Here is a 21782-nt window from a genome sequence, read left to right on the forward strand (position 1 = left end):
AAACAAAAAACTAAAGCGCGTCGCATGAATCACGTTTGATGCGACGCGCTTTAGCTTCTCGACCGCCTACTGGAATTCGAAGATCTGCCGGAAGACACCCGGCGCGATGATCGACAGCGGATTGATCTGCAGGTTCGGATGGTCGAACTTGCCTGTCAGCTTGAAGGTGATGCCGATCAGGCCGCGGTCGCTGCCATTGCCGAGGATGATGCCGATCAGCGGCAGTTCGGCAAACAGCCGGTTGAGACCGTAGGCCGGCATGAAGGTGCCGGTCATGTCCATGTTGCCCTTGCCGTCGCGCACTATGCCCTGGAATGTCGCGCCGATCTGGTCGCCGCGCAACACGCCGTTTTCGATGCCGATCATGCCACCCCGCGAAACGACCCGGGCAAAGCCACGCTGGAAGCGCTGCGACGAGGTGTCGATGTCGCGCTTGACGGCTTCGTTCAGGCTGCGCTGTTCATTTCCGACAGGCGTTGAGACGATCGATTGCAGCCGTTGTTCGTTGACGATCGAGAAACGGCGCACGTCGAGCGAGCCGTCCCAGCCACCCTGTGCCGAAAGCCGGATCGCCAGATTGAGCAGGCCGCCCTGCATGTGCTGGTAGAGATCGGCGAAACGCGACACCGCGCCGGCATCGCCGCTGGTAATGTTGATGACGCCGCCATCCTTCATCTGGCTGACGACGGCCTCGCCGCTGTCGGTCACGGCGGAAAAGTTCAGCGCCTGCAGCTTGTCGCCGCGCAGTGACACCTGCGCCTGGAAGTTGCCGATCTTCTCATCGTTGAAGCCGATGACGTTTTTCAGCCTGGCGCGCACCGATACGCCGGTGTCGCCGGCATCCCCGTCATCATCGCCATCGCCCGAGCCCGATTTCAACCGCGCGATGACAGGCCGCGCATCGGCGCTGTCGCCGGAGACCGAAACGTCGAAATTCCCCTTGCTGCGTTTCACCGACAGGGCGAAATCGTCAAGTGAGGAGAGTTTGACACTGTCGAAATCGGCGGAGATCAGCCCGCCTTTACCGATGTTCATCGAACCGTTGGCGCCGAAACCGTCGCCCTTCAGCCGGAAATTCTTGATCTGGGTATTGTCGGCCGGGCCCGATGTTTCGAATTCGGCCGAAGCTGCGATGCCACTGCCCTTCGACCAGCCGATCCACGGCAGGTCGAGCTGCGATTTGGTGAGATCGAGCTGCACATCCTGCCGGTCGTCGTCGATCCGCGTCAGCACCATCTTGACGCTGCCGCCGATGATGCCGGAAAGGCCGGGTATCAGCTTGTTGCGCTGCTCCTCGGAAAGCGTCGCGGTGATCACTCGCGTCCGCTTCGCGCCGTCGGAGGCCTCGACCGGTTCGGCAAGATCGATATCGGCCGGGACGCCGTCGATCTGGGCCTTGGCATCCAGCGTGATCTGTTTCGGATTGCCGTTCAGCGTTCCGTCGAGATTGCTGATCGTGCGGCCGGAAAATGGCTTGGCAAGATCGATATCGGTGAGCTTCATCGCCGCCGTCCATTCGGCCGGCGGCGGATTCTGCGAGGAGAGCAGGCCGAAATGCGCCTTCACATTCGCCTCGATCCGCCCCTTGAGATCGTCTGGCGTAAAGCCGGCGCGCTGCAGCACCCGGATCGGCCGGTAGGTCAGAAGCTCGCCGACGGCATCGGCTGTCCCGGAGATCGCCAGATCGATATCGGCCATCAGCGGCTTGTCGTAGGTGGCGGGTAGGGTGAACGTCCCCTGCCCGAGGCCGACGGACCGCCCGGAGGGGAAAAACGACGTGCCGCTCTTGATCGCGATCGTCGCAACCGGGCCGGTCAGGTCGAAATGGGCGGCCATGTCGCGAACCGGCGGAATGTCGCCGGCGATGTTCATTCGCGCATCCGCGATGTCGAAGCCGATGCGGATCTGGTTGGCGTCGAGCTTCAACCCCTTGCCGCCGGCCGCCTCGTCCAGCCTGCCGAAGGGAATGAAGACCGAGATGGAGGCGTTGGCGACGGTGCCGCCGAAGAGGTTGCCGTGCACCCAGGTGCGCACCTTGGGCGCCATCCAGAACGGCCAGAGCTGCCTGATCGCCGTCGTCTGCAGCTGTGCCGACTGGCCGGCAAAGCTGATCTCCGGCGATTTGCTCCCGAGTTTGACGTGCAGTGCCCCGTATAGCGCGCCGAGCGGACTGGAGACGGTCATGTTGGGAAACAGGAATTCCCGCCCGGCCACCAGGTAGCGGCCCGTCGCCTGGATGTCGAAAGAGAGCGGCTGTTCGCCGGAGCCGCCGGGGGCTGCCGAGCCGCCGCTGACCAGCAGGTCGATGCCGAAGCCCTTGCCGGCCTGCGGGTCGAGCTTGTCGAGATCGATCAGCGCGCCGTTGATCGGAACCGAGGTCGCGCCGAAGCGGGCGTTCGACCGGGCGATTTCGAGCGTCTGCTTGGCGAAATCATAAACGAGGTTGATCTGCCCGCCCGACAGTTCCTGCGGATCGCCGTCGGCATAGATCTGGCCGGGATCGATGTCGACGGTCGCCGCAAGTGCCGGCTGCACGCCATCGCGTTCCCTCGTGGCCGATACCGTCAAATCGGCAAAGGCGCTGAGCCCCTGTCGGATCACGCCCTGATCATTGCGTTTCAGCGCAAAGGGCGTGAGGTCGGCATGCTTGAGCGTCGCCACCACCTTCGACACGTGGCCGGCTTCCTTCTCGGCCAGCACCTCGAGCTCGGCCACCTCGCCGTTCAGCGCCACTTCGCCGGTCAACTGCAGCGAGGATGGGCCGGCATGGGCAAAGACGAGATCGTCGACGACCAGCGACAGCGGACCGTTGGCGGTGTCGGCAAGCTTGATGTTGATGCCGGAGATGCGCACGGAACTGGTCGAGCCGCGCGTGACGACACTGTCGAACATGTCGAACTGCGAGAAGATCTTCTCCATCGCCGCCGGCATGGCGTCGATGCGCAGATCGTCGAGCGTCAAAGGATTGCCGGAGGGCAGCAGCGCGGTATCGAGGGCGATATCGTCGGCTTCGATGTCTGTGACGGCGATGCGGCCGCGGAAAAGCTGCAGCGGATCGAGCCCCAGCCGCACCGAACCCGTCGTTGACAGGTGCTGGCCGCTCTGCTCGTCGATCATGTTGACGTTGCGCGCTTCCAGCGCCAGCCGGAAATCCGAGGTGAAGCGGATGACGGTGGAGCCGACCTCGGCGCGGTAGCGCGGTCCGGCCACGCCGTTCAAGGCCGCCTGCGCCTGCTGCGACAGCGGCTTGTCGAACATGCCGCTCTCGACGGTGAAGACAATTGCGGCGAGGATAAGCAGAATCACCCCCAGAAATCCGACCGTCAGCTTCGCCGTGCGCCGCACTGGCGAACGCGGCGGCGGGCAATAGACGATGATCGGATCCTCGGCCTGGGCGGACGGCAAGCGGTCCAGCGCAACGATATCCTTCTTGCGAAACGTGACCTTTTCGCCGCGGATGGCTGACATGCGCCTTCGGGCTCTCCCTTTAAGTGAAGAATTGAACCCGGCATGCTGGACGGGTTTCCGTCCACTATATAATTCGGGGAGAGAAAGTGTCATCCACAAACCCGGCAAAAGAAAGGTTTTCCCAATGGCGGTTCCCGGCATCGGCGCCACGGCTCCTGATTTCAACCTTCCCCGCGACGGCGGCGGCCGCATTTCGCTGGCCGAATTCCAGGGTCGGCCGCTCGTCCTGTTCTTCTATCCCAAGGACGATACGACAGGCTGCACCGCCGAATCGCTGGCTTTCACCGCGCTGGCAAGCGAGTTCGAAGCGGCGGGTGCAGCCGTCATCGGCATGTCGCCCGATTCGGCCGCCTGCCATGACAAGTTCATCAGGAAACACCGTCTTTCGGTAGCGCTCGCCTCGGACGAGGAGAAGACGACGCTGCAGGCCTACGGCGTCTGGAAGGAAAAGAGCATGTACGGCCGCAACTTCATGGGCGTCGAGCGCACCACCTTCCTCATCCGACAGGACGGCACGATCGCCACCATCTGGCAGAAGGTGAAAGTGCAGGGCCACGCCGAAACCGTGCTCGAGGCCGTGCGGAATCTGGCTGCGTGACCGGCGACCTCGCGATCACCTCGCTGCGCGGCGGCGCCATCGATGCCATCTGCTCCGCCGATCTCGACCGCAAGACGGCGCTTGCGCAGGAAAGCGCCACCCGCTGGTTCGCCCGCCGGGTGTCGCTGCGCTCGCCGCTCGATGCGGCCCTGCCGGAGAGGCCCGGCCGTCCCGACAGGCCGCTGCTGACGCCGCCGACCCAGGTGGAAAAGCGCTCGCTGCATACGCTGAAAGGCCGCATTGCCCTGCTCCATGCCATCGCCCATATCGAGCTCAATGCCGTCGATCTGGCGCTTGATATCGTTGCGCGATTCGCCACAGAACAGGTGCCGAATTCCTTCTTCGACGGCTGGATGCAGGTTGCCTTCGAGGAGGCCAAGCATTTCCGCATGGTGCGCGCCCGTCTCAACGATCTCGGCGCCGATTACGGCGATCTCCCCGCCCATGACGGGCTCTGGCAGGCGGCCCATTCGACACGCAACGACCTGACGGCAAGGCTCGCCGTCGTGCCGCTGATTCTCGAAGCCCGCGGCCTCGACGTCACGCCGTCGCTGCAGGCGAAGATGCGCCAGACCGGCGATCGCGAAAGTGCTGCGGTTCTCGACGTCATCTACAACGATGAGAAAGGCCATGTCGCCGTCGGCGCCAAATGGTTCCGCTTCCTCTGCGCCCGGGAAAAGCGCGATCCGGCAAAGGCCTTCCAGGAGCTGGTGCGCGCCAATTTCCGCGGGCCGCTGAAGCCGCCCTTCAACGATCTCGCTCGCGCCGAGGCCGGGCTGACGCCGTCCTTCTATCGCTCGCTGGCATCGATCAGCCATGCCTGAAATCGCTGGTATTTTCTACACGGACAGCGACAAAGAAAGCATTCGTTAACCATAAACGTGTCTAATTTTCCGAAAGAGGCGTAGTGCATCAGTCGGGAGAGCCTGCGTGAACAGCGGACATCAGCACCGGGTATTCGGCAGGCGGGCGCAGGAACATATCCTGATCCTCGCAAGCGGCGACAAGGTCCGCCACATGACGGTCCGGCCGTGGATGGCCGCTCTCGCCTTCTGCTTCATCGGCGTCTTCTCGATCGGCTATCTGCTGGCCACCTCCTATCTCGTGCTGCGCGACGACTTGATCGGCGCCACCATGGCGCGGCAAGCCCGCATGCAGCACGACTACGAAGACCGCATCGCCGCCCTTCGCGCCCAGGTCGACCGCATCACCTCCCGCCAGCTTCTCGACCAGCAGGTGGTCGAGGATAAGGTCGACAAGCTGATGGAACAGCAGATGGCGCTCACGTCGCGCCATGGCAAACTCGACAATCTGCTCGACCGGGCCGAAAGCTCCGGGCTGACGGATAGGGACGGCGCCCTGCCCGCGCCGTCTTCGCCCGCCCAGTCCTATGCCCCCGATACCAAGGACAAACGCGCTTCGCTGACCGGCGGCGGCATCGAGGCGATCGAAAAACAGCTGGCGATCGGCGCGCCCGCCGATGCGACGCCCGATAATTCGACACTCGCCTATGTGCCGTCCGCCGAGACGGTCGGCGACCGCGCCGACCGCATCTTCTCAAACGTGACGCTGTCGCTGAAGGGTGTCGAACAGGATCAGCGCAACCGCGTCGAACAGCTGACGAGCGACGCCGGCACTGCCGCCAATGCCATCGGCAACGTGCTGACCCGCTTCAAAATTCCGGTGCCTGAGGAGACTGCGGCGAGACAGGACGACGATGCCGTCGGCGGCCCCTATGTCGAGCCTGAAAGCAACGACGATTTCAACAATTCGCTGGCAGCGCTCGACGGCGCGCTGACCCGGCTGGAGGCCGTGCGCAGCACCGCCGAATCCCTGCCCTTCCGCAATCCCGCCATCGGCAAGGACGTGACCAGCCCGTTCGGCAATCGTCGCGACCCTTTCCTCGGCCGCCTCGCACTGCATTCCGGCATCGATTTCCGCTTTTCGCCGGGCGAAAAGATCCGCCCGTCGGCGCCGGGCAAAGTCATATCAGCCGGCTGGACCGGTGGTTACGGCAATATGGTCGAAGTCGATCACGGCAACGGCATCTCGACGCGCTACGGCCATATGTCCCAGGTGCTGGTCAGGGTCGGCGACACGGTCGGCCGCAGCGACGTCATCGGCCTTGCCGGCAGCACCGGCCGCTCGACCGGCACACATCTGCACTATGAAGTGCGCCAGGACGGCCACGCGGTCGATCCAGTATATTTCATGAATGCCGGCCTTAAACTCGCCACCTATATCAAGTAACAGCGCTGAGGTAACCATCGCTTCACTCTGTACCGGGTGCGGCCTCTCTATTTCTTGACTTGCCGGCCATTCGGGGCTATGTCGCGCTGCATTGCGGCATGCAATCCCGCCGACTCGTTCAGAGCTCGGCCGAACCGGAACGGAAACAGTTTTCCCTTTGACGACATTCGCTGACCTTGGCTTGAGCCAAAAAGTGCTATCCGCTGTTACCGACGCGGGCTACACGATACCCACGCCTATTCAGGCGGGAGCCATTCCGTTTGCGCTCGAGCGTCGCGATATTTGCGGCATCGCGCAGACGGGCACCGGCAAGACGGCATCCTTCGTTCTGCCGATGCTGTCGCTTCTGGAAAAGGGCCGGGCCCGCGCCCGCATGCCCCGCACGCTGATTCTCGAGCCGACGCGCGAACTCGCCGCCCAGGTCGCCGAGAATTTTGAAAAATACGGTAAGAACCACCGTCTCAACGTCGCCCTTCTGATCGGCGGCGTTTCCTTTGAAGACCAGGATCGCAAACTCGAGCGCGGCGCCGATGTGCTGATCTGCACGCCCGGCCGTCTGCTCGACCATTTCGAGCGCGGCAAACTCTTGATGAGCGGCGTCGAGATTCTCGTCATCGACGAGGCCGACCGCATGCTCGACATGGGCTTCATCCCGGACATCGAGCGCATCGCCAAGATGATCCCGTTCACCCGCCAGACGCTGTTCTTCTCGGCGACCATGCCACCGGAGATCCAGAAGCTCGCCGACCGCTTCCTGCAGAATCCGGAACGCATCGAAGTGGCAAAGCCGGCATCGGCCGCAAAGACGGTGACTCAGCGCTTCGTCGCCTCGCACAGCAAGGACTACGAGAAGCGCGCGGTTCTGCGTGAACTCGTCCGCGCCCAGACCGAGCTCAAGAACGCCATCATCTTCTGCAACCGCAAGAAGGATGTTGCCGATCTCTTCCGGTCGCTGGAACGCCACGGCTTCTCCGTCGGCGCGCTGCATGGCGACATGGACCAGCGCTCCCGCACGATGACGCTGCAGAGCTTCCGTGACGGCAATCTCCAACTGCTGGTTGCCTCGGACGTCGCCGCCCGCGGCCTCGACATTCCCGATGTCAGCCACGTCTTCAATTTCGACGTGCCGATCCATTCCGAGGATTACGTCCACCGTATCGGCCGCACCGGCCGTGCCGGCCGCTCAGGCGCCTCCTTCACGCTCGTCACCAAGCGCGACAGCAAATTCGTCGATGCGATCGAGAAGCTGATCGGCGAGAAAGTGGAATGGCTGAGCGGCGATGTGAATTCGCTGCCGCCGGCAGAAGAAAGCGCCGACAGCGAGCGCCCGCGGCGCAACAGCCGCGAGCGTGGCGCCAAGGGTGAACGCGGCGAGCGGGACCGTGGTCGCGGACGCGGCAATCGCAGCGCCCCAGGTCATAAATCTGATAACGACATACAGGATAATGACGTCCAAGTGATCCAGGCAGCACCAGTAAAGGCCGACATCGTGAAGAACGAGCGCAAAGCAGAGCAGAAGCCGCAAAACAATGCGCGCAACAGCCGGCCTTATCCGGCAAACGATGACAGCCGCGACCGCCGCCGCCATCGCGACCATGATGACGGCCCGACCCCGGTCGGCTTCGGCGACGATATCCCCGCCTTCATGCTGATCGCCGGCAGCGCCAAGGTCTGAACAGCCAATGGCTAAGCCCGGTCTCGATTTTCCGGGCTTCGGCGTCGGCCTGGTCATTCTGCGCGACGCCAAAATTCTTCTTTATAAACGCGTGCGCCCACCGGAAGCCGGCTACTGGAATATCGTCGGGGGCAAGGTCGATCATATGGAGCCGGCCGAGCAAGCCGCGCGCCGCGAGGCCGAGGAAGAAACCGGCCTCAAGATCGGCCGGATCGAGCGGATCGCCGTGACCGAACAGATCATCGATACCGACCGCCAGCACTGGATTTCGCTTCTCTATCTCGCCCGCGACGTCGACGGCGAGCCGCAACTGACCGAACCGGAGAAGCTTTCCGATTTCGGCTGGTTTCCGCTGACGGATTTGCCGGAACCGCTCTCGGCCTTCACCAAGGCGGCGATCGCAGCCTTGCCCTCAGCCGAATGCAGTCAGCGATCGGCCCTCAGCGACGCCTCATAGGCAAGCCGCACCCATTTTGCCATCAGATCTGGATCGTCGTAAGCCTCGTCGGGGATCGACCAGTAGGGCATCTTCACCGGTTTGCCCTTCTTGCCCTCGTAGGTCCATTGCGTCGCGCCGGCGGCGGCAAATTCCGGGGCGCTCGTCTCATCGGCCTTCAGCAGCATCTCGTCGCGTACTTCAAGCGCGATGATGCGCCCGAGATGATAGATGCCCTTGCCGCCGAACATGCGCTTGACCGTGACCGGGCCGAGACCCTGAAACATTTCCTCGATGCCGGCATTGTCCATTCGCTATTCCCTCGAAATCCCGGCCGTAGCGGCCATCACAGCGCGTGATAATCCCGGTTCATATAGATGAGCGCCGGATGCTTTTCGCTGAACCGCACGGCCGCGACCTCGCCGAAGATGACATTGTGCGTCGGCATTTCCTTGATGTCGGTCACCCGGCAATCGAAGGCAGCCAGCGCATCGGCGAGCACAGGCGCGCCGGTGACCAGCGTCTCGAAACGGGCGCTGGCGAAACGCTCGCTATCGGCAAGCGCCGTCCGTCCGGAAAAGGCGTCGGCAACGCCCTGATGATGAGCGCCGAGCGTGTTCAGCACGAAGACGCCGCTGCGGAAAAAGATTTCGTTCTTCGGATTGTTGTTGTTGAGGCAGATCAGCACCGAAGCCGGATTGTCCGAGACCGAGCAGGCGGCAGTGATGGTGACGCCGCGGCGCAACTCGCCCATCGCCGTCGTTACGAGCTGCACATGGCCAGCATAACGGCTCATGGCGTCTCGATAAAGGCCGGGGTCGATATGCTGCCTGTTCAACACCTGCTTCTCCCGTACGCGCTTTGATCCATGGTTCGACTTGTTATCGCGCCAATATGGCGAGCATCGGTTACCTTTTCTACAATAGGACCAGTGAAAAGCACTGCTTCACGCTTGTTTTTCTTTGACGATCGCAGCCTTGCGGATAAAAGGGCATGGACGATGGCTAGGGGATCTCCGCCTTTCATGATCAACCTGCGTGGCATAGCAGCCTGTCTGGTGCTGCTGGGAGCGGCGGCGCAAGGCCATGCGGCCGGCGTGACGATCGGCGTCGTCGCCCCTCAGAACGGCGCGCTCGCCTTGCTTGGCGCTCAGATTGCCACTGGGGCCGGTTTCGAGATCCAGCAATCCGGAAACACCCTCGTCGCCATCAACGAGACCTGCGAGGACAATAGCGGTGCTGCGGTTGCCGATGCGCTGGTCGCCGCCAAGGTGCAGGTCGCGGTCGGCTTTCTCTGCAGCGAGACGCTGGAAGGCGCGCTGCCGAAGCTGAAGGACGCAGCCATTCCCGCCATGACCATCTCGGCGCGCTCCCGCATCCTGATGGAGGATGCGCTGAAAAACGGCTGGCCGCTCTTTCGTCTGGCGCCCGCCGATGGCACTGAGGCGGCAAAGATCAACGAAGTGATCCTGAAGGACTGGGCCGCCGATCCGATCGCCCTGATCGAAGACGGCACCATCCATGGCCGCGAACTGACCGAAGCGGTGCGCAACGCGCTGGAACAGAACGGCCTGAAGCCGGTCTTTACCGATACTTACCGGCCGGGACAGGAGCAGCAGATTGCCCTGGTCCGCCGTCTGAAGCGCGCCGGCGCCACCCGGGTCTTCATCGGCGGCGACCGCAACGATGTCGCCGTCATCGCCCGCGACGCCAAGGCGGAAAATATTCCGCTTTCCATCCTCGGCGGCGATGCCATGCGCGCCGCCGACCAGCCGCTGCCGCTTGATACAGGCGTGCGCGCCGTCGCCCTGCCGGAATATGCCGTTATGCCGGAAGGCACGGCGGCGGCCGAGGCGCTCAACGCCAAGGGCATCGAGCCGGAAGGTTATGTCTTGCCGTCGCTCGCCGCAGCACTGATCGCCGGCCAGGCGGCGGAAGCCGCGGCCGCCGCCGGCAAGCCGCTGCAGGAGACGCTTCTCGGCACGACATTCCAGACGCCGGTCGGTGCCATCGCCTTTACTGCCGCGCATGAACTTGCCGAAAACCCCTACCGCCTGCTCGAATGGCGGGGCAATGGCTTTTTTCCACCTCGCGCGCCGACGCAATGAGCGGCGGCCGCCAGTCTTGAAATCGGGCGCCGCGCTCAAACGGCGGCCCACAGGGAGTAAAACTTGATGACGCTGCCCATTCGCATTGCCCCCTCGATCCTCGCGGCGGATTTCGCCAGGCTCGGCGAGGAGGTGCGCAACGTCACGGCCGCCGGTGCCGACTGGATCCATCTCGACGTGATGGACGGGCATTTCGTGCCGAACATCTCTTTCGGCCCCGATGTCATCAAGTCGCTGCGCTCCTATACTTCAGCCACCTTCGACTGCCACCTGATGATCTCACCGGTCGACGACTATCTCGAAGCCTTCGCCAAGGCCGGCTGCGACCGCATCACCGTCCATGCCGAAGCCGGCCCGCATCTGCACCGCTCGCTGCAGACCATCCGCAATCTCGGCAAGAAGGTCGGGGTGACGCTCAATCCGGCAACACCGCTGAGCGCCATCGAAAACGTGCTCGACGATGTCGATCTCATCCTGATCATGTCGGTCAACCCGGGCTTTGGCGGGCAGAAGTTCATTCCGGCCATGGCTGCCAAGATCGCGGCCGCCAAGTCGCTGATCGGTGACCGGCCGATCGAACTCGAAGTCGATGGCGGCGTCACCGTGGAAACAGTATCGGCAATCGCTCGCGCCGGCGGCAACGTCCTCGTCGCCGGTTCGGCAATTTTCAAGGGCGCGACGGTCGAGGATTATCGCCGGACCATCGCCGATCTGCGTCAGGCAGCCGAAGGGGCACGATCATGATGAAGCGTCTACTCATCGGCGGCATGCTTGCCGCCGCATTGCCCGGTCTGTCACTGGCCGGAGACATCGCCAATATTCAGCCGATCGGCTTTTCCGCCGACGGCAAGGTGTTCGGATTTCAGGAATTCGGCATCAAGGAGGAAGGCGGCGCTCCTTACTCCAACACCTATTTCATCGATACCGAAAACGGCCAGTATCTCGAAGGCACGCCCTTCCGCACTGAGATGGCCGACAAGGACGCCAATCTTTCCAAGGCGCGGCGGCAGAACCTGACGGCGGCGCGCAGCCAGATGGACAAATACGATCTGCTGACCAATCCGGGCCTGATCGCCGCCTTCAATCCGCCGACCGAACTCGGTTCCCCCGCAAAGACCATCCGCTACACCACGCTTGCGACCGACGGCCCGCCGAAATCGCCCTATACGCTGTCGCTCGGTGAGATGCCGGTGCCGACGCCGAAAGATTGCGCTGCAGTCGACAAGCGGGTCCTCGGCTTCAGCCTGCAGATGATCGAGAAACAAGGCGCTCCGAACCGCCAGGCGGCGCGCCAAGCAACGGCGATTCCGGCCGAGCGCGCCTGTTCTGTGGAATACCGGATCGGCGGCGCGGTCGTCTATCAGCCGGAGGCCGGAAACCAGGTTCACATCGCCCTTGTCCTGGCCTTCGACGCCGACAGGAACGGACGCTGGATCGCCGTTCCGGTTCATCCCTGAAGCCGGATCGCCGAAGGATGGATGGCCCGAGCCCGGATCGACCCAGGACAAATCGCTCCAGTAGGGATCGTCTGAGAGCCGCGCGGCCGCCCTACCCCGATCTGATTGCCGGCGCATTGTTCTGGGGCACGCAGATGCTCGCCTCCGCCATGCTCGGTCTGTACCTCCGCAACGGCCTGCAGACGAGCCGGCTTTCCGAAGTCGCCGTGCTCTATTTCGCCGGCGGCCTGTTCGCCTGGCCCTTCGCCCTGCCGGTCGCCCGCTTCTTTGCCTATGACAGGCCGCCGGAAGCGCGGTTTGCCGCCTTTTTCGTGACGCTGACGGCGGCGACGATCGCAATGACCGCCTTCCTCTTCGCCATGGAATACCGGCTCTTCTATTCGCGCTGGCACGCGCCTTTCGGCAGCGTCGTCTGGGCTTTTCAGTTCGTCTTCACCAGCATCAGCGCCGTCTACCAGTTCCTGGTGATCGGCCTGCGCCTTTTCCTGCCGCTCGGTCTCGTCTGCCTTGTCGGCAGCAGTTATTATCTTGCCAAACGCATGCGTTGAGATTGCCCTCCGTCTTTGCTACAGGGGCGCAGACATTCACGCATGAACCTCTTGAAGTGAAGGCAGCCGCCCATGATCCCGCGTTATTCCCGGCCCGAAATGGTCGCCATCTGGTCTCCCGAAACCAAGTTCCGCATCTGGTTCGAGATCGAGGCGCATGCCTGCGACGCGCTGGCGGAACTCGGCGTCATCCCCCAATCGGCGGCAAAGACGATCTGGGACAAGGGCGGTGCGGCCACCTTCGACGTCGCTCGCATCGACGAGATCGAAGCGGTCACCAAACATGACGTCATCGCCTTCCTCACCCACCTCGCCGAGATCGTCGGCCCGGATGCACGCTTCGTCCACCAGGGCATGACCTCATCCGACGTGCTCGACACCTGCTTCAACGTCCAGCTGGTGCGCGCCACCGATATTCTCATAGCCGATATCGACCGCCTGCTCGCAGCGCTCAAAACCCGCGCCTTCGAACATAAGGACACCGTCACCATCGGCCGTTCGCACGGCATCCACGCCGAGCCCACCACCTTCGGCGTCAAGCTGGCGCTCGCCTATGCCGAATTCGAGCGCTGCCGCCAGCGCCTCGTCGCCGCCCGCGAGGAAGTCGCGACCTGCGCCATCTCGGGCGCCGTCGGCACCTTCGCCAATATCGACCCACGCGTCGAGGAACATGTTGCCGAGGCCCTTGGCCTGAAGGCCGAGCCGGTCTCGACCCAGGTCATCCCGCGCGACCGCCACGCCATGTACTTCGCCACCCTCGGCGTCGTCGCCTCGTCGATCGAGCGCCTCGCAACCGAAATCCGCCACCTGCAGCGCACCGAGGTTCTGGAAGCCGAGGAATATTTCTCGCCCGGCCAGAAGGGCTCCTCGGCCATGCCCCACAAGCGCAACCCGGTGCTGACCGAAAACCTCACCGGCCTCGCCCGCATGGTCCGCTCCTACGCCTTGCCGGCCATGGAAAACGTCGCCCTCTGGCACGAGCGCGATATTTCCCACTCCTCCGTCGAACGCATGATCGGCCCCGACGCCACCGTCACCCTCGATTTCGCCCTCTCGCGTCTCGCCGGCGTCATCGAAAAGCTGCTGGTCTACCCTGAGAACATGGAGAAGAACCTCAACAAGTTCCGCGGCCTCGTCCACTCCCAGCGCGTTCTCCTGGCGCTCACCCAAGCCGGCACTTCCCGCGAAGACGCCTACCGCCTGGTGCAGCGCAACGCCATGAAGGTTTGGGAACAGGGCAAGGACTTTTTGGAAGAGCTGCTTGCGGATGCCGAGGTTCGGGCCGCGCTTTCCGAAGAGGATATTCGCGAGAAGTTCGACCTTGGCTATCACACCAAGCATGTCGATACGATTTTCCACCGAGTGTTTGGGAAGCTGTGAGTTCTCCAAATCGACACTATTGCGGCGCCTTTACGGCGCCGTTTTCATGTCTGCTTCCATACTGTTATCGCAGTTGTCGCGCCTGCGCTCGCCAATATTTCTCTATCTCTTCACAAGCGGCCGTTGTTTTTGCTTCGGCGCTTTGCCAGCCATAGCGCGCTTCCGCGTCTCCGTCTTTTTCGGCGCAACAGCTTCCGCGGCCTCCGTCGTCCTGCAAGCCTCCGTCTCGCCCCTGCCCTTGGCAGCCTTGGCGACCAGTTGGTCGAGATGCTTCAGTTCCTCCTCGTCGAGATTCTCGATGCCGATGAAGCGGTTCTCGGCATGGCTCGTCAGGATCATTTCGTTGAGTTTGGCCTGGATCGCCCTGGTATCGCGCGTCTGGGCGTTCTGCAATACGAAGACCATCAGGAAGGTGATGATGGTCGTGCCGGTGTTGATGACCAGCTGCCAGGTTTCCGAATAATCGAAGAAGGGGCCGAGCGCCGCCCAGATAATGACGGCGGTCAGCGCCAGGATGAAGATGACGGGTTTGCCCGCCCATTCCGATATCTTGGTTGCGAAGCGGGCGAACAGATGCTTCATCGAAATCCTCCCACAAGCCGGTGCTGAATAACGCGGCGAGAGGTCCCGAGGTTCCGGGATCGGCGAAGCTTTAACCTCCGGGGATCGCGAGAGTTCGCGATCCCCGGAAACCTTCGATTACGCGGGCTCCCGCGCAATCAGCTTGCGATAAAGATGCCAGGTCGCATGGCCGAGGATGGGAATGACAAGCGCAAGCCCGGCAAAGACCGGGATCGTGCCGATGACGAGCAGTGCAGCGACGATCAGGCCCCAGAGCAGCACCGGCACCGGATTGGCGATCGTCGCGCGGATCGAGGCGACGACGGCGGCCACCGCTCCGACATCGCGGTCGAGCAACAGCGGAAAGGTGATCACGGAGATCGCCAGCACGACGAGCGCGAAGACGAAGCCGATCAGATTGCCCCAGATGATCAGCTGCATGCCTTCGGGCGTGCCGAAGACCTGGCGGAAGAAATCCGCCATGCTGCGCGGAAACACTTCGCCAAGCAGATTGCTGTAGAGCGTCTGCGCCGTCACCAGCCAGACGACGAAAATGCCGCAAAGCATCAGCCCGACTGCGACGATCGACGGCAGCGCCGGCGAATGGCGTACCTCGAGCGCATGCGTCCAGGAGCTATCGAGGCCGGCTTCGCGCCGGCGGCTGATCTCGTAGAGGCCGATCGCGGCGATCGGGCCGATCAGCACGAAACCTGCCATTAGCGGAAAGACCATCGGCAAAAGGTTAGCGCCCGACGTCCATAACGTCAGGAAGACGCCGGCAATCGGGTACATCAGGCACAGGAACACGTAGTGGGACGGTTTCTCCATGAAATCGTCGTAACCGCGCTTCAGCGCGTCGAAGACGTCGGCGATACCGATGCGATTGACAACGGGCCGTGCGAAGCTTTCGCTAGAACCCGTCATGACATGAAATGCCGCCATGGCTTTCTCCTCCTCAGCCGAGACCTGGTCGGCTGCGGACACGCAATCGGCGGGCAAGCCGACACGAAATCCGCAACCGGCACTGGAGCAATATAGCAAACCAAAACGCCCGTGTCGCTCTCTCCATTCACATCGCCTCTTGACATCTTGGGCGGGCCTTCTCACATCGGCGGCACTATGAAAGCCTCAGACGCAGATATCCTCATCATCCCCGGCTACACCAATTCGGGCCCGAGCCACTGGCAAAGCCGCTGGGAGGCAAAGCTCAGCACGGCGCGGCGCGTCGAACAGACCGAATGGACCAAGCCGGTCCGCGAGGACTGGATCGCCCGGATCGCCGAGGAAGTGAACGCCTCGACCCGCCCGGTCATCCTCGTCGCCCATTCGCTCGGCGTGACCTCGGCAATCCACGCCATCCCGCATTTCCGCAAGCCGGTGGCCGGCGCCTTCTTCGTCGCCCCGCCCGATGTCGCCAATCCCGATATTCGCCCGAAGCACCTGATGACCTTCGGCCCCTACCCGCGCGATCCACTGCCCTTTCCGTCGATCACCGTGGCGAGCCGCAACGATCCGTTCGGCAGCTACAAACATGCCGACGATATCGCCAGCAGCTGGGGCTCATTCCTCGTCGATGCCGGCGAGGCAGGACATATCAATGCCGATTCCGGTCACGGCCCCTGGCCCGAGGGCACCATGGTCTTCGCTCAGTTCCTCAGCCGGCTCTCCGCCTGATAGAGGAAACCGGCCCTTCTCGATAATTCAGCAAGTGCTTTCTAAGTCTTTCTTAATGGAATGACAGCAAACTGCGCCGAGATGAAATAAGCGAGAATGCCCGTGAAGAAAGCCCATCCAGAGGCCGATGATTCCACGGCGGCTGAGGCAGGCGTCGGCAGCGTGGCCGATGACGATTCCGACCTGGCGGAACGGGAGAGCCGGTGGAACCACGCGCTCGTCGGCTCCGGCCTCGGCGTCTGGGATCACAACTACCGTCTCGACCGGAAATATTATTCGCAGACCTGGAAGACCATGCGCGGCATGGCGCCCGACGAGGAGGCCGCCGGCGATTACGATGCCTGGCTGGCTCTCGTCCATCCCGATGACCGCGATTTTGTCGTCCATGCCATCGACCGGCAAAATGCCGGCGATCCGGATTTCCAGATCTTCGAATATCGCGAGCGCCACAGGGACGGCCACTGGATGTGGATCGACTGCCGCGGCGCCTGCGTGGAATGGGACGAGAGCGGCGTGCCGACGCGCATCGTCGGCACGGATACGGATATTACCGCCCGCAAGGAGGCCGAAGATACGCTGTCGCGCCTGTCGCGCCGGCTCGACCTGGCGCTGGAGATTTCCCGCATCGGCGTCTTCGAAGCGGATATCGAGAATGATACCGTCGAATGGGACGAGCGTCTCATCGCCATTTACGGGCTGAAGGGCGCCTCGCGGCCAATCGCCAGCGACGTCTGGGCAAAAAGCCTGCATCCCGACGATCGCGAGCGTGTGCTGGGCTTGTCCGACCGCAGCGTCGAAAGCGGCAGTGATTTTCAGCAGGAATACCGCATCATCCGCGGCGACGGCGCCGAGCGCGTCATTCGCGCCCGCTCGGCCTTCTTTGTCGACGGCAACGGCCATCGCAAGCTGATCGGCGCCAATTGGGACGTCACCGAGGAGGTCGCGCTCCGCAACGAACTGCAGCGAGCCAAGGATCTGGCCGAGGCGCACAACCGCGAGCTGGAAGCCGCCAAGGAGAGCATCGAGCGCCTGGCGCTGCACGATTATCTCACCAGCCTGCCGAACCGCCGCTATCTCGACAAGATGCTGGAAGAGCGCTCGGCCGAATGCCGCGCCAAGGGCCTGGGGCTGGCGATCCTGCATATCGATCTCGACCGTTTCAAGCAGATCAACGACACGCTCGGCCACCGGGCCGGCGACGCCATGCTGCAGCATGCCGCAAGCGTGCTCAGAAATTCCGTCCGCGCCGCCGATTTCGTGGCCCGCATCGGCGGTGACGAATTCGTCATCCTCTGCACCGTCGATCCCGCCTCGAAGAAGATCTCAAGCCTTGCCGAACGTATCATTCGCGAATTGCGCAAACCTGTGAGATATGAGGGGCACGACTGCCGTTTCGGGGCCAGCATCGGCATTGCCGTCGACAGCGGCCCGACGCTCGACGCCAAACAGATGCTGCTCGATGCCGATATCGCGCTCTATCGCGCCAAGGGCCTGGGCCGCAATCGTTTCGAATTTTTCTCCGCATCCGACCGCCGCGACGTCATCTCGGCCAAGCACCTTGCCGACGAGATCCTGATCGGCCTCGAGCGCAATGAATTCGTACCCTTCTATCAGCTGCAATTCGATGCCCGCACGCTGGATGTCGTCGGCGTCGAAACACTTGCCCGCTGGCAGCACCCGGTGCACGGGCTGCTGGCACCAGACCGCTTTCTGGATATCGCCGAGGATCTCGACGTCGTCTCGACCATCGACGCCCTGATCCTGGAGCGCGCCATCGCCGATCGCCGCGCCTGGATCAAAGACGGGCTGACCGTCCCGAAAATATCGGTCAACGTTTCCGCCCGGCGGCTTGCCGATCCCGATCTCGGCAAGAAGCTCCGCGCCCTGAAGATTGCGCCCGGCACTTTCGCCTTCGAATTGCTGGAATCGATCTCGCTCGATGATTGCGACGAAGCGGTCGCCGCCAACCTGAAAAAGCTGCGCAAGCTCGGCATCGACATCCAGATCGATGATTTCGGCACCGGCCATGCATCGATCGTCAGCCTGTTGCGCTTGAGCCCGAAGACGCTGAAGATCGACCGCGAGCTGATCCGGCTGCTGCCGCAATCGGCTGAGCAGCGCAAACTTGTCGGCTCGATCATCGATATCGGCCGCTCGCTGAACATCCTCGTCATCGCCGAGGGTGTCGAGACTTCAGATCATATCCGCATCCTCGAAGAACTCGACTGCGACACGCTGCAGGGTTACGCGCTCGCCCGGCCGATGCCGGCGATGCAGATCCCCTCCTTCATCCGCGCCGGCAGCTGGCGCCACGGGCAGGTCGCCGCGCGCGCCCTGCAGACGCAGCTTCGCCGCGAGCTTCGAAGCAGAGCCGCCAAATAAAGATCTGCACAAGCAGCCCGCCATTTCGCCGTCATTTCGCCGTATCGGAAAAGGCGCTAGTCTCGTCTTGCGAATTCATTCGATTCTCTTGGCGGTATTCCGTAAAATCTGGAAACCGGGGAAGGAAGGATAGGCGGATTGTGAAACTCACTCTTTTCCTTTAAGGGGACGCCACGAGATCGATCCACTCGCGCTATCCCAAGAGCGCCAACAACAGAGAATGACCACGATGAACCGTCGCCGCCGTATCTACGAGGGCAAGGCAAAGATTCTGTATGAGGGCCCGGAACCGGGCACTTTGATCCAGTTCTTCAAGGACGATGCCACTGCCTTCAACAAGAAGAAACACGAAGTCATCGACGGCAAGGGCGTCCTCAACAACCGCATTTCCGAATATATCTTCAGCCATCTGAACAAGATCGGCATCCCCACGCATTTCATCCGCCGGCTCAACATGCGCGAGCAGCTGATCAAGGAAGTGGAGATGATCCCGCTGGAGATCGTCGTGCGCAACGTTGCCGCCGGTTCGCTCGCCAAGCGTCTGGGGATCGACGAAGGGGTGGTGCTGCCGCGCTCGATCATCGAATTCTACTACAAGTCAGACGCGCTTGACGATCCGATGGTCTCCGAAGAGCACATCACCGCCTTCGGCTGGGCCAATCCCGCCGAGCTCGATGACATCATGGCGCTCGCCATCCGCGTCAACGACTTCATGACCGGCCTCTTCCTCGGCGTCGGCATCCAGCTCGTCGACTTCAAGATCGAATGCGGCCGCCTCTTCGAAGGCGATCTGATGCGCATCATCCTCGCCGACGAAATCTCACCGGACAGCTGCCGGCTCTGGGATATCGAGACCCACGAGAAGATGGACAAGGATCGTTTCCGCCGCGATCTCGGCGGGCTGCTCGAAGCCTATTCCGAAGTTGCGCGCCGTCTCGGCATCATCAATGAAAACGAGCCTGTGCGCGGCACCGGCCCGGTTCTGGTCAAGTAAGGCAGGAAAGACAAAGTGATCAAGGCTCGTGTCACCGTCACGCTGAAAAACGGCGTTCTCGATCCGCAGGGCAAGGCTATCGAAGGCGCGCTCGGCGCCCTCGGCTTCTCGGGCGTCGGCCACATCAGACAGGGCAAGGTCTTCGACCTGGAACTGGAAAGCACCGACAAGGCCCAGGCCGAGGCCGACCTCAAGGCCATGTGCGAGAAGCTCCTCGCCAACACGGTCATCGAGAACTACGCGATCGCGATCGACTGACGATCACCGACCCGTCGTCCGGCGGACTTTTAGGATTTGGCGTCATGACGCAGGCAAAGCTGGAGACGGAAGTCTCGAAATATATGAGCTATGTTCTGCGTCACGCGCCTGGAGCCGCCGGTTTGACGCTCGATGCCGAGGGCTGGGTGTCGTTCGATGAACTCGAAAAGGCGCTTACGTCGAAATACGACGTTTCCCGAGCCGACATTATCGAGATCATCGAAAACAATCCGAAGAAGCGCTTTACCCTTGCCGACAACAGAATTCGCGCCAATCAGGGTCATAGCGTCGACGTCGATCTCGCATTGACCCCGGTGGAACCGCCAGCGGCTCTTTATCACGGCACGTCTTCGGCCAACTGGCATTCGATCGAGCGCCAAGGATTGAAGAAGATGCAGCGTCATCACGTTCATCTCTCGGCGGATGTCGAAACCGCGAAAATCGTCGCAACGCGCCGCAAGGGTGAATATCTCATCCTGCGTGTCGATGCTGCCCGCATGTTTTCAGAGGGCCATTCTTTCTTTGTCTCCGACAATGGAGTATGGCTCGCCGAAAGCGTTCCAGTTCAATATCTTTCGCCAGACGCGGGGACCCCATGAAATCAGCCGTCGTTCAACTTCCGGGCCTCAACCGCGACCGCGATATGATCGCCGCCCTGACGAAGATTTCCGGCAAGCCGCCGGTGACGATCTGGCAGACGGAAACCGAGATCCCCGATGTCGACCTGATCGTCATCCCCGGCGGCTTCTCCTATGGCGATTACCTGCGCTGCGGCGCGATCGCCGCCCGTATGCCGGTCATGCAGGCGATCATCGACAAGGCTGAAAAGGGCGTGAAGGTGCTCGGCGTCTGCAACGGCTTCCAGATCCTCGTCGAGGCCGGCCTGCTGCCCGGCGCGCTGATGCGCAACGCCTCGCTGAAATTCGTCTGCCGCGAGATCAAGCTCGAAGTCGTCAATGCCGAGACGGATTTCACCCGCGCCTACGCGCAGGGCCAGATCATCCGCAGCCCGGTTGCCCATCACGACGGCAATTATTTCGCCGATGAAGCAACGCTGGCGGCAATCGAAGGCAATGGCCAGGTGGTGTTCCGCTATGCCGAGGGCACCAACCCGAACGGCTCGGTCAACGACATCGCCGCTGTTATGAACGAAAAGGGCAACGTGCTCGGCATGATGCCGCATCCCGAAAACCTGATCGAAGCCGCCCATGGCGGCTCGGACGGCCGCGGCCTCTTCGCCTCGGCGCTCGATGTCATTGCCGCCTGAAATCCTCTCATCCGGATCTGGAGCAAGATCGATGCGCTCTCGCCTTTCCCTAGCAAATGCCGCCCTGCTTGCCGCTCTCGCAGCCATGGTCGCGGCCTGCCAGTCCACGCCGGCGCCGACAGGTCCGAACCGCGCCGCGCTGCCGACGATGGAGCGCGTTGCGCTCGGCGCCAATGCCTGCTGGTTCAAATCCGGTGATCCGGCTTTTGCCGCCTATAAGCTTGCGCCCGAGCTCAATTCTTTCTCTGGCCGCCCACGCATCCTGCTCGTCCACAAGGGTAGCCCGGAAAGCCGGCCGCTGCTCGTCGTGCAGGCCGAGGGAAGCCCGTCGCATGTCCAGGCCTTCGGTCCGATGATGTCGGATCCGGTCGCCGGCCGCATCGCCGCCGACGTCAATCGCTGGTCCGGCGGCAGCAAGGCCTGCAGCTGATCGCGCCAATCGCTTTCCGCACCGTCAGTCCCAGAAGAACGACTTGCCGACTTCGCGCGCGGCATCGGACTGCGACACCCCGATATCCTTGAGTTCGCTTGCCGTCAGATTTCTCAAGGCCCGGCGGCCTTCCCGCTTTTGATTCCAAAGAAGAATCGCCGCCCAGATCCGCCCCAAACGTGTCGTCGCCTCGGCAGGCACGTCGGGAAGTACGATCTGTCTCCGATCCTCGTACGAGACAATCGGTACAATCGGCATTGTGATCTCAGGCAGGGCAGACATTCCAGGAATCCTCTC

The 21782-nt window shown here is 62.5% G+C and carries 23 protein-coding genes; 17 read left to right on the plus strand and 6 right to left on the minus strand.

The features are described from left to right. Positions 1-66: 66 nt before the first annotated feature. Positions 67-3468, minus strand: coding sequence for an AsmA-like C-terminal domain-containing protein (locus tag FHX14_RS10905; protein WP_184377108.1), 3402 nt, complete (start codon positions 3466-3468; stop codon positions 67-69). Between the two features lie 124 nt (positions 3469-3592). Here FHX14_RS10905 and FHX14_RS10910 point away from each other — a divergent pair, with 124 nt between their 5' ends. The 5 genes from FHX14_RS10910 (at position 3593) to FHX14_RS10930 (ending at position 8448) form a co-directional block, all read left to right on the plus strand. Further along, entirely contained in the window at positions 3593-4066 is a 474-nt protein-coding gene (locus tag FHX14_RS10910) for a peroxiredoxin (RefSeq protein ID WP_012557791.1), read from the plus strand. Further along, a complete protein-coding gene (locus FHX14_RS10915) occupies positions 4063-4890 on the plus strand; it encodes a ferritin-like domain-containing protein (RefSeq protein WP_003586263.1) in 828 nt (275 codons plus the stop codon). Before FHX14_RS10910 ends, FHX14_RS10915 begins: the two co-directional genes overlap by 4 nt. A gap of 106 nt (positions 4891-4996) precedes the next feature. Next, a complete protein-coding gene (locus FHX14_RS10920; protein ID WP_184377109.1) occupies positions 4997-6316 on the plus strand; it encodes a peptidoglycan DD-metalloendopeptidase family protein in 1320 nt (439 codons plus the stop codon). A 157-nt stretch (positions 6317-6473) separates the two neighbouring features. Next, a complete protein-coding gene (locus FHX14_RS10925; protein WP_003586261.1) occupies positions 6474-7991 on the plus strand; it encodes a DEAD/DEAH box helicase in 1518 nt (505 codons plus the stop codon). Between the two features lie 7 nt (positions 7992-7998). Further along, a complete protein-coding gene (locus FHX14_RS10930) occupies positions 7999-8448 on the plus strand; it encodes an NUDIX domain-containing protein (RefSeq protein WP_184377110.1) in 450 nt (149 codons plus the stop codon). On the opposite strand, the gene FHX14_RS10935 is transcribed toward FHX14_RS10930, so the two are convergent. Next, complete coding sequence (locus FHX14_RS10935; protein WP_003586257.1) at positions 8418-8738, minus strand: TfoX/Sxy family protein; 321 nt, start codon at positions 8736-8738, stop codon at positions 8418-8420. The genes FHX14_RS10930 and FHX14_RS10935 overlap by 31 nt on opposite strands. Before the next feature lie 35 nt (positions 8739-8773). Next, positions 8774-9268: a flavin reductase gene (locus FHX14_RS10940; RefSeq protein WP_003586256.1), complete on the minus strand. Its 495-nt coding sequence runs from the start codon at positions 9266-9268 to the stop codon at positions 8774-8776. Positions 9269-9451: 183 nt separating this feature from the next. Here FHX14_RS10940 and FHX14_RS10945 point away from each other — a divergent pair, with 183 nt between their 5' ends. The 5 genes from FHX14_RS10945 to purB all read left to right on the plus strand — a co-directional run bounded on the left by FHX14_RS10945 (position 9452) and on the right by purB (position 13919). Next, positions 9452-10534 carry an ABC transporter substrate-binding protein gene (locus FHX14_RS10945; RefSeq protein WP_184377111.1) on the plus strand — a complete coding sequence of 361 codons (1083 nt, stop codon included), beginning with the start codon at positions 9452-9454 and terminating at the stop codon, positions 10532-10534. Between the two features lie 66 nt (positions 10535-10600). Beyond that, positions 10601-11278 carry a ribulose-phosphate 3-epimerase gene (gene rpe / locus FHX14_RS10950; RefSeq protein WP_184377112.1) on the plus strand — a complete coding sequence of 226 codons (678 nt, stop codon included), beginning with the start codon at positions 10601-10603 and terminating at the stop codon, positions 11276-11278. Next, on the plus strand, positions 11275-11991 hold the full coding sequence (locus FHX14_RS10955) for a DUF2259 domain-containing protein (protein ID WP_184377113.1): 717 nt from the start codon (positions 11275-11277) through the stop codon (positions 11989-11991). The genes rpe and FHX14_RS10955 overlap by 4 nt, the downstream gene beginning before the upstream one ends. 17 nt (positions 11992-12008) lie before the next feature. After that, positions 12009-12539 carry a hypothetical protein gene (locus FHX14_RS10960; RefSeq protein ID WP_184377114.1) on the plus strand — a complete coding sequence of 177 codons (531 nt, stop codon included), beginning with the start codon at positions 12009-12011 and terminating at the stop codon, positions 12537-12539. Between the two features lie 72 nt (positions 12540-12611). Then, on the plus strand, positions 12612-13919 hold the full coding sequence (purB, locus tag FHX14_RS10965) for an adenylosuccinate lyase (protein ID WP_184377115.1): 1308 nt from the start codon (positions 12612-12614) through the stop codon (positions 13917-13919). A gap of 102 nt (positions 13920-14021) precedes the next feature. Here the strand turns inward: purB and FHX14_RS10970 are convergent, their stop codons facing one another. Both FHX14_RS10970 and FHX14_RS10975 read right to left on the minus strand, forming a co-directional pair. After that, positions 14022-14501 (minus strand): low affinity iron permease family protein, encoded by a 480-nt coding sequence (locus FHX14_RS10970; protein ID WP_012557798.1) that lies wholly within the window; start codon positions 14499-14501, stop codon positions 14022-14024. Between the two features lie 117 nt (positions 14502-14618). Continuing rightward, positions 14619-15422, minus strand: a complete 804-nt coding sequence (locus FHX14_RS10975; protein ID WP_003586249.1) for a DUF2189 domain-containing protein — start codon at positions 15420-15422, stop codon at positions 14619-14621. 177 nt (positions 15423-15599) lie between these two features. On the opposite strand from FHX14_RS10975, the gene FHX14_RS10980 reads away from it, so the two are divergent. The 7 genes from FHX14_RS10980 to FHX14_RS11010 all read left to right on the plus strand — a co-directional run bounded on the left by FHX14_RS10980 (position 15600) and on the right by FHX14_RS11010 (position 21485). Then, entirely contained in the window at positions 15600-16154 is a 555-nt protein-coding gene (locus tag FHX14_RS10980) for an alpha/beta hydrolase (protein ID WP_184377116.1), read from the plus strand. A 96-nt stretch (positions 16155-16250) separates the two neighbouring features. Next, positions 16251-18536, plus strand: coding sequence for an EAL domain-containing protein (locus FHX14_RS10985; protein ID WP_184377117.1), 2286 nt, complete (start codon positions 16251-16253; stop codon positions 18534-18536). Between the two features lie 229 nt (positions 18537-18765). Further along, a complete protein-coding gene (gene purC / locus FHX14_RS10990) occupies positions 18766-19530 on the plus strand; it encodes a phosphoribosylaminoimidazolesuccinocarboxamide synthase (protein ID WP_003568927.1) in 765 nt (254 codons plus the stop codon). A 15-nt stretch (positions 19531-19545) separates the two neighbouring features. Then, positions 19546-19788 carry a phosphoribosylformylglycinamidine synthase subunit PurS gene (purS, locus tag FHX14_RS10995; RefSeq protein WP_003586244.1) on the plus strand — a complete coding sequence of 81 codons (243 nt, stop codon included), beginning with the start codon at positions 19546-19548 and terminating at the stop codon, positions 19786-19788. A 44-nt stretch (positions 19789-19832) separates the two neighbouring features. Then, on the plus strand, positions 19833-20387 hold the full coding sequence (locus FHX14_RS11000) for an RNA 2'-phosphotransferase (RefSeq protein WP_184377118.1): 555 nt from the start codon (positions 19833-19835) through the stop codon (positions 20385-20387). Then, positions 20384-21055, plus strand: coding sequence for a phosphoribosylformylglycinamidine synthase subunit PurQ (gene purQ / locus FHX14_RS11005; protein ID WP_003586242.1), 672 nt, complete (start codon positions 20384-20386; stop codon positions 21053-21055). The genes FHX14_RS11000 and purQ overlap by 4 nt, the downstream gene beginning before the upstream one ends. 31 nt (positions 21056-21086) lie before the next feature. Beyond that, on the plus strand, positions 21087-21485 hold the full coding sequence (locus tag FHX14_RS11010) for a hypothetical protein (protein ID WP_179610486.1): 399 nt from the start codon (positions 21087-21089) through the stop codon (positions 21483-21485). Between the two features lie 24 nt (positions 21486-21509). Here FHX14_RS11010 and FHX14_RS11015 read toward each other — a convergent pair whose 3' ends face one another. Then, the gene (locus FHX14_RS11015; RefSeq protein ID WP_184377119.1) at positions 21510-21767 is read right to left on the minus strand and encodes a DUF1127 domain-containing protein; all 258 of its coding nucleotides are present in this window, start codon (positions 21765-21767) and stop codon (positions 21510-21512) included. Positions 21768-21782: the final 15 nt, after the last annotated feature.

Origin of the sequence: Rhizobium sp. BK619 (assembly GCF_014195245.1) — a bacterium.
Taxonomy (GTDB): Bacteria; Pseudomonadota; Alphaproteobacteria; order Rhizobiales; family Rhizobiaceae; genus Rhizobium; species Rhizobium acidisoli.